Genomic DNA, 7,410 nt, shown 5'->3' with positions numbered 1-7,410 from the left:
TCTCTCCATCATCAGGAATCATACCATCTGTATAAGTTGCAGATGCCCCAAATGGCTGATCATATAGAATACCGAAAGAGAAATTTTCGTTAAGTTGTAATTTCAAAGCTGCGCTTGGAAAATAATAATCATCACCCATATCACTAATTGGACCCAATTGATTTTTTCCAGATACATCAGGGTCAATAATGGAGATACCTGCTTCAAAGTAGTTATTGGGTTGTAAAAATGCTCCTATCGATTGACCTGAGCGATCCATAGCGGCTGCATAAGCCCCAGAAATCGGTAATAAAGCAAATAATACAGATGCACTGATGGTTTTTAATTTCATGTTATCTATCCTTAGATAATTTGAATTTTTAATTTAATAGAATTTTTTTAGTTATTTCCTTAAGAGCTGATAAATAAACGATTTATGCTTAAATGTTTATTTTTTACTCTACAAACAACATATCATAAAGGTAATGAGATGCAACAAAAATTTGACTGAAATGACATTTATTTTTTTTATTTTGGGTCAATTTGTTGATAAGTGTATTAATCTAAGAAAATGGTGCGCCCTGCGGGACTCGAACCCACGCCGGTCACTTAGGAGGCAACTGCTCTATCCAGTTAAGCTAAGGACGCATACTAATCTGATACTAAAAAATTTTTAGAAAAAAAGTTATTGCTTAGCAATAACTTTTTTAATGCGTCTTACTATTTTCGGTAAAGTAATTTAAATAATACCAACATCAGGATAATCCAGATCGGAATCATGATCACAGCACCGCTTAAGCCCTGAGTCCACATGATGTAAAGCACGACAAGAATAAACCCAAGAACCAAATAGTTACTGGCTGGTGACCATAGAGCAGGAAATTTTGAAGTGGTATTTGACAGTTTCATCGCTTGTTTAAATTTCAAGTGAGTCAACGCAATCATCGCCCAGTTAAGTACTAGAGCACCAACAACAATATAAATTAAATTACTTAAAGCATCTTCAGGTGCAAAATAGTTTAATAAAACACATCCGAAAATTAACACCGCTGACAACAATACTGCTGGAACAGGTACACCTTGTTTATTGGTTTTTTCAAAAATTTTAGGGGCATTACCTTGTTTTGCTAAACCAAAAAGCATACGGCTATTCGCGTACATTCCACTGTTATATACCGATAGCGCAGCAGTCAAAATAATAAAGTTGAGCAGGTGAGCAGCCCAATCAATACCCAGTTGACTGAAGATCATTACGAATGGGCTTTTATCTAGACCACCAAGTTGCAGTTGATTCCATGGAACTAAAGAAAGAAGAATTGTAAGCGACCCAACATAGAAAATCAGAATACGGAAAACAACTTGATTAATTGCTTTAGGAATCGTTTTCTCTGGATTTTCAGCCTCAGCTGCCGCCATACCAATCAGTTCAATACCACCAAAGGCGAACATCAGGAATGCCAACATGAAGAATAAACCTTCGAATCCATGAGGGAAGAAACCACCATGAGTCCAAAGATTACTGAATGATGCAGTAGAGTCAGATCCTGCTGTAAACAACAAGAATAAACCGAAGATAATCATCGACACGACAGCTGCTACTTTAATAATAGACAGCCAAAACTCTGATTCTCCATAAAATTTAACATTACAGAGGTTAACTAAGGTAATGATAATAAAGAAGAAAAGAACTGATGACCAAGCAGGAATGTGAGGCCACCAATAGTTAATATATTTTGCAACAGCTGTTAATTCGGTCATCGCGACCAAAATATAAAGAATCCAATAGTTCCAACCTGCTAGGAATCCAGGAAACTTACCCCAATATTTATTTGCAAAATGACTAAATGATCCTGCAACAGGTTCATGAACAATCATTTCGCCTAATTGGCGCATAATTAAAAAAGCGATTAAACCACCAATTGCATAACCCAAAATAATAGATGGGCCGGCAGATTGGATCACGTGTGCGGAACCTAAAAATAAGCCTGTACCAATTGCACCACCCATAGCGATTAATTGGATATGACGATTCTTTAAGCCACGCTGAAGTTGTGAAGACTTGTTATTCAAAGTATTCAGCCCGACGATTGAAATAAGTTACAAGATTGTAATAGATCAAATTGCATTAGCCTAGTACGTCAGCGTTCATGAATGTTTTTTATGATTTAAATAAAATAAAATTATTATAGAAAAATGATTTAATTATTTTTTAATCAATCATTTAATTTTATTAGAGTTTATTTTTGTTAGAGTGAATTAAATTTAATCTATCGTAATTGATGGAAATTCATACCATAGTGTTAAGTGCTCATGTTCACATAAAAAATCATTTATACTGTGTTGAACTAAAAATCACGATTGATAACAAATATTAAAAGAGAAGGAATGAGCTATGAGTTCAACACCACAAATTAAAATTCCAGCCACTTATATGCGTGGAGGAACGAGTAAAGGTGTTTTCTTTAACTTAAATGATTTACCCAAAGAAGCTCAAGTTCCAGGTAAAGCAAGAGATCAAATCTTATTACGTGTGATAGGAAGCCCTGATCCTTATGGCAAACAAATTGATGGAATGGGTGGTGCTTCATCTAGTACCAGTAAGACAGTCATTCTCTCTAAAAGCGCTCAATCTGATCATGATGTAGATTATCTTTTTGGACAGGTTGCAATTGATCGACCATTCGTCGATTGGAGTGGCAACTGTGGCAATCTTACGGCAGCAGTAGGCTCATTTGCGATTTCAAATGGTCTCGTGAGTGCAGAAAAGATTCCAGAGAATGGAATTTGTACGGTAAAGATTTGGCAGGTCAATATTCAGAAAACGATTATTGCGCATGTCCCAATTACAAATGGTCAGGTTCAGGAAACAGGTGATTTCGAGCTTGATGGGGTAACATTTCCAGCTGCAGAGGTGCAAATAGAATTTTTAGATCCCGCAGATGATGGAGAGGATGGGGCTGCCATGTTTCCCACAGGAAATGTGGTTGATGAGCTGGAAGTCCCAGATATTGGTCGCTTTCAGGTGACGCTGATTAATGCGGGTATTCCAACCATTTTTATGTGTGCTTCAGACTTGGGGTATGAAGGAACTGAACTTCAGGATCATATCAATAATGATGTCGAGGCCTTGGCCAAGTTTGAAAAAATTCGTGCTTATGGTGCTGTAAAGATGGGTATTATTCAGCATATTGATGAAGCGGTTCAACGTCAGCATACACCTAAAATTGCATTTGTATCTGCGCCTAAAAATTACATTTCATCTAGCGGAAAAGCAGTACACGCTGATGAGATCGACTTGACGGTTCGTGCTTTATCTATGGGTAAACTACACCATGCAATGATGGGAACCGCAGCTGTAGCGATTGGAACCGCCGCTGCAATTCCTGGAACATTAGTCAATTTAGCCTCAGGTGGTGGTGAAAAAAAATCAGTCAGATTTGGGCATCCTTCTGGAACACTCAGAGTGGGCGCTGAAGCGGAAAAAATTAATGACCAATGGACGGTAAAAAAGGCCATTATGAGTCGCAGTGCTCGAGTACTCATGGAAGGATGGGTGCGAATTCCTGGCGATACGGTTTAAGATAAAAAAACCACTTTCGAGTGGTTTTTTTACGCGCTTAAAATATGTGATAAGTATACTAAATTAGCCTGAAAGCATTACTAACAGTACGATTCACTCATAAATAATTGAGACTATGTCAATTTTGACATGTTATATTAAGGAAATAAGTCAACGTGATTATATTCACCGAATTCATAAAATTAAGTTGCTGAATAGCCTTCGCTCCACGAATAATTAAAATGAGAAAGACCAATGAAGAAGGATAATAATTTTGAGCAGGATACGCCCAAGATTGATCAAGAGTTTCTAAACCAAATTCATGCTACAAATAAATTAGATTTGGTATCTGTGATTGCCAAAATCCCTGTGCCTGTGGCGCTAGTTCAGCATGATGGTGTATTTATTAGTGCAAATCAATTATTTGCTGATATCTATGAGAGTGATGCACTCTATTTACTCGGAAAGAAATTAGGTTTCGTATCAACGACGGTTTACCAATTATTTCAAGATGCGCTGCAATTGTTTCGAAATGATTCACGTTTATACAAAATTGAAAATGAGTTCTATTCAAAAGGGCATTTTTTTCAAATTTATTTTAGTGCTTTAAGAGATAAATCATCCTCTTTGGATTGCGTGTTGATCGTATGTGCAGATATAACAAAATTGAAAAGACGTGAACGTGTCTTGATCCAAAATAATAAAAGGTTGTTTGAAGAGCTATATTTGGACCCTGTGACTGGGATGAACAATAAGCTGGCATTTGAACAGTTTTTAAAAGATCGCTTCCTTATTCAAGAGCGTAAAAATTATTCTTTTATCAAGTTTGAAGTCGAAAATTTTAAAAAGTTTAATCAGCTCAATAGTTATACCATTGGTGATGAAATTTTGAGTCGTATTGGATCTCTGATTAAAGAGGAGTTGAATCAAGATTTAGCAGAAGTCTATCGTTTGAACTCTGCAAGTTTTATCTTGGTGATTCAAGAATCGACTCCTTGGAAAATTCTCACCATTGCTGAACGCCTAAAACAAACCTTGGTCCGTGAAAAAATTTATTTCGATCCTCAAGAGGATGAGGTACTCACGTGTGCGATTGGGATTTTTCATCCTAATTGCCAGAAAATGTACTCAGAAAAGCAAATATTAGAAACCTTAGATCGTGCGGTTGACATTGCACATGTATTGGGTCGAAACTCGATTCATGTGTTAGATGAATAGTCACTCTTCATTTAAATCTATCACTAAATAAAACAAATCAGCATTGTGTTTTGTAGCAATCACAATTGGTTGTAGAATAAGGACAATTTTATATATACCGACTTGAAACGGTATAACTTGAGGTTCAAAGACGGCAGTGACAGTACATATCTCTGTGAATAGTGAAGTATTACAACGTGCTCAACAGCAAATCCAACAGGATCTGAAAATTGCACTAGATGCATTTTTCATTCCAGAGCCTTTGAAAAGTGCTGTAAATCATGCAGTCATGTTAGGTGGAAAACGGGTTCGTCCAGCTTTAGCGTATGCAACAGCAGAATTAAGTGAAGATCATAAAAATTTTGCTGCTGTGCGACGTGCAGCAGTTGCAGTCGAGTTAATTCATTGCTATTCACTTGCTCATGACGACTTACCATGTATGGATAATGATTTGTTGCGTCGTGGTCAACCCACTTGCCATGTTGCATATGGTGAAGATACAGCACTACTTGCGGGAGATATCTTGCAGTCGATGGCATTTGAGGTTTTAGGAAGTCGACTTTTTGATACACAAGTGACTGTAGACCCTTCTATTGTGTTGAAGCAAATGCAGATATTGGCGACATCATCTTCTAAGATGGTTTGTGGTCAAGTCCTAGATTTGCAAGCAGAAGGCAAGAAAATTGATCAGGAAGCATTGGAAAATATTCATCGTAATAAAACTGGTGCACTGATTCAGGCGGCAATCATGATGTCAGCAGTGACAGTGATGGACGGTGTAGATGCAGGAATACCGAAATTGCGTGAATTTGGTCAAGTATTAGGTTTAGCATTTCAAGTACAAGATGATATTTTAGATATAGTTTCGGATACCGAAACGCTTGGAAAGACCGCTGGAAAAGATGAACTTGTAGAAAAATCAACATACCCAGCTTTATTGGGTTTAGATGCTGCAAAAGAATATGCAAATAAGCTTCATCAGCAAGCCATTAGTGCTTTAGATTATTTTGGTGATTCAGCATCTGAACTTAAACAAATTTCAGCTTTTTTACTTGCTCGAAAGAGTTAAAAAAAAAAGAGGACTGAAAGTCCTCTTTTTCATTTGTTATTTTGTCGCTTTATATAATCGGTCTGCTTCGTCAAATCGGTCAGTAACATCTGAGGTCGGTTGCTTACCTAATAAACTCACAACAATGATTGCGATGAGGGAGCAAATAAAGCCAGGAATGATTTCATAGATTCCAGTATCAGCCCAAATATTTTTCCATACAATAACGGTCACTGCACCAATGATCATCCCCGCCAAAGCGCCATTTAATGTCATGCGTTTCCAGAATAAAGACAGAATAATGAGCGGGCCAAATGCTGCCCCAAAGCCTGCCCAAGCGTAGGCAACTAGACCAAGTACTTTAGATTCAGGGTTTGACGCTAAAACAATCGCAAGTAAAGCAATCAGTAGCACCATCAAGCGACCCACCCAAACCAGTTCTTTTTGAGAAGCAGTTTTACGGATGAAAGATTTATAAAAATCTTCGGTTAAAGTGCTTGAACAAACAAGAAGTTGACAACTCAATGTACTCATTACCGCAGCCAAAATGGCAGCTAATACAATGCCGGCGATCCATGGGTTAAATAGAACTTTCGTTAACTCCATAAATACAGTTTCAGGGTTAGCATTCACAATATTAGCGAACTGTGGATTTTGCTGAAAATAAGCAATACCGACATATCCAGCAGCCACTGCACCACCAAGGCACAGAATCATCCAAGTCATACCAATACGACGAGCATTAGGAATCGATTTAACTGAATCAGCAGCCATAAAACGTACAAGAATATGAGGTTGTCCGAAATAGCCTAAACCCCAGGCCAGTAATGAAATAATTGCGACGGTACTTAAATTACCTATTAAACTGCTTGCTTCTGGTCGTGCTGCTTCAAGTGCTAAATTCACTTGAGATAAATCGGAAAAAGTCAGTAAAGCCACGATGGGGGTAAGCAGTAAGGCAAAAATCATTAAACCCGCTTGGATGGTATCTGTCCAAGAAACAGCTAAGAACCCACCAATAAAAACGTAACTGATCGTTGCAATTGCACTAATCCAAAGGGCAGTGCTGTAAGAAAGATCAAACATACTTTCAAATAATCGAGCGCCTGCCACCATGCCTGAAGCACAATAAATGGCAAAGAAGATTAAAATGACAAATGCAGAAACGATTCGTAGAATTTTTTTCTGATCATTAAAACGATTGGAAAAGTAATCTGGGAGTGTAAGGGCATTGTGTTGAACTTCAGTATGAACTCTGAGACGTCCTGCCACTAACAGCCAGTTGAGCCAGGCACCAATAATTAAACCAATTGCAATCCACATTTCTGATAGACCGGAAAGATAAATAGCACCTGGCAAACCCATAAGTAACCAGCCACTCATGTCAGAAGCACCAGCTGAAAGGGCTGTTACAAAACTTCCCAAGCGTCTTCCACCCAAAATATAATCTGAAAAGTTCGTGGTCGCTCGATACGCGATTAAACCAATCACGACCATGGCGACAATATAGAACAAGAAAGTGATTAAGGTGGGATCAAAGGTGCTCATACAATTTCCATGATGCAGTTAGACGATAGATTGTTTTCATGCAATCTTTCAGGATGCGAAATTTAACCATAAATTTAAA

At 37.8% G+C, this 7,410-nt stretch carries 5 protein-coding genes, 1 tRNA gene and 1 pseudogene; 3 read left to right on the top strand and 4 right to left on the bottom strand.

The features are described from left to right. The 3 genes and pseudogenes from CL42_RS10605 to CL42_RS10595 all read right to left on the bottom strand — a co-directional run. Positions 1–331: pseudogene (locus CL42_RS10605) on the bottom strand (long-chain fatty acid transporter); the annotation flags it as partial. A 220-nt stretch (positions 332–551) separates the two neighbouring features. Further along, positions 552–627 (bottom strand) — tRNA-Arg (locus CL42_RS10600). Between the two features lie 72 nt (positions 628–699). Continuing rightward, a complete protein-coding gene (locus CL42_RS10595; protein WP_035268041.1) occupies positions 700–2,049 on the bottom strand; it encodes an amino acid permease in 1,350 nt (449 codons plus the stop codon). 322 nt (positions 2,050–2,371) lie between these two features. On the opposite strand from CL42_RS10595, the gene prpF reads away from it, so the two are divergent. The 3 genes from prpF (at position 2,372) to CL42_RS10580 (ending at position 5,804) form a co-directional block, all read left to right on the top strand. Next, complete coding sequence (gene prpF, locus CL42_RS10590) at positions 2,372–3,559, top strand: 2-methylaconitate cis-trans isomerase PrpF (RefSeq protein WP_035268039.1); 1,188 nt, start codon at positions 2,372–2,374, stop codon at positions 3,557–3,559. 234 nt (positions 3,560–3,793) lie between these two features. Continuing rightward, a complete protein-coding gene (locus CL42_RS10585; protein ID WP_051586591.1) occupies positions 3,794–4,756 on the top strand; it encodes a GGDEF domain-containing protein in 963 nt (320 codons plus the stop codon). Positions 4,757–4,892: 136 nt separating this feature from the next. Next, positions 4,893–5,804, top strand: a complete 912-nt coding sequence (locus CL42_RS10580; RefSeq protein ID WP_035268035.1) for a polyprenyl synthetase family protein — start codon at positions 4,893–4,895, stop codon at positions 5,802–5,804. Positions 5,805–5,840: 36 nt separating this feature from the next. Here CL42_RS10580 and putP read toward each other — a convergent pair whose 3' ends face one another. After that, positions 5,841–7,331, bottom strand: a complete 1,491-nt coding sequence (gene putP, locus CL42_RS10575) for a sodium/proline symporter PutP (RefSeq protein ID WP_035268032.1) — start codon at positions 7,329–7,331, stop codon at positions 5,841–5,843. Positions 7,332–7,410: the final 79 nt, after the last annotated feature.

It is taken from the genome of Acinetobacter sp. Ver3 (genome assembly GCF_000632455.1).
Classification (GTDB): Bacteria; Pseudomonadota; Gammaproteobacteria; order Pseudomonadales; family Moraxellaceae; genus Acinetobacter.
This window is presented reverse-complemented; position numbering and strand designations above follow the sequence as displayed.